The 1113-nt window shown below is 66.8% G+C and carries 1 pseudogene and 1 other annotated feature; the pseudogene reads right to left on the reverse strand.

Annotated elements, in window-relative coordinates:
- Positions 1–39: 39 nt before the first annotated feature.
- A pseudogene (locus L0977_RS25310) lies at positions 40–1113 on the reverse strand (IS3 family transposase); the annotation flags it as partial.
- Positions 871–987, reverse strand: a sequence feature (AL1L pseudoknot). (Overlaps the previous pseudogene by 117 nt.)

A 1113-nucleotide genomic window follows, 5' to 3' on the forward strand; every position in this document is an offset into this window, starting at 1 on the left:
TGAACCGCCCCGGGTTTCACGGAGGCCCGTTGGCTTGAGTCAGGCCGACGTGGCCTGCTGCTCAAGAGTGCGATAGTAGTTGGCCTCGAACTCGGCCGGCGGCACGTAGCCCAGCGGTGCCATCAGGCGCTGGCCGTTGAACCAGGACACCCAGTGCAGCGTGGCCAGTTCGACCGATTCCTTGGTCTTCCACGGACCTCGGCGATGGATCAGTTCAGCCTTGTACAGCCCGTTGATCGTCTCGGCCAGAGCGTTGTCGCAGGAGTCGCCCTTGCTGCCCACCGACGGTTCGATGCCGGCCTCAGCCAGCCGTTCGGTGTAGCGGATGCTGACGTATTGCGAGCCGCGATCGGAGTGGCACACGAGCGTGTCTTCGCGTTGCGGCCGGCGCTCATACAGGGCCTGCTCCAGTGCGTCCAGCACGAAGTCCGTTCTCATGGAGCTGCTCACTCGCCAACCCACGATGCGCCGGGCGAACACGTCGACCACGAAGGCCACGTACAGCCAGCCCTGCCAGGTCGAGACGTACGTGAAGTCCGAGACCCACAGTTGATTGGGCCGCTGCGCGTGGAACTGCCGGTTGACCCGGTCCAGCGGGCACGGCGCTTTGGCATCGCTGACCGTGGTGCGCACGACCTTGCCGCGCACCACGCCGCGCAGGCCCAACCGGCGCATCAGCCGCTCCACGGTGCAGCGCGCCACCGCGACGCCCTCGCGCTGCAGCTGGCGCCAGACCTTGTCGGCACCGTAGACCTGCAGGTTGGACTGCCAGATGCGTTCGATGTGCGGTATCAGCGTCGCGTCGCGCTGCGCCCGGGCACTCCGCAGTTCCGGGTGGCGCTGGTGGGCCGCATGGCGCCGATAGGCCGACGGGGCAACCTGCAGTGCCCTGCAAATCGGCTCGACCCCAAGAGTGGCGCGGTGCTGGTCGATGAAGGCCTTCACGACTTCAGGCGGCGGTCGAGCTCCGCCTGGGCGAAAAACGCGCTGGCCAGCTTCAAGATCTCGTTGGCCTTGCGCAGTTCGCGCACCTCGCGTTCCAGTTCCTTGACGCGTTGTGCCTCGGCTGTGCTGGGGCCTTCGCGCAGGCCTGTGTCGCGTTCATGCTGACGT

Origin of the sequence: Hydrogenophaga sp. NFH-34, from assembly GCF_021401345.1 — a bacterium.
Lineage (GTDB): Bacteria > Pseudomonadota > Gammaproteobacteria > Burkholderiales > Burkholderiaceae_C > Hydrogenophaga > Hydrogenophaga electricum.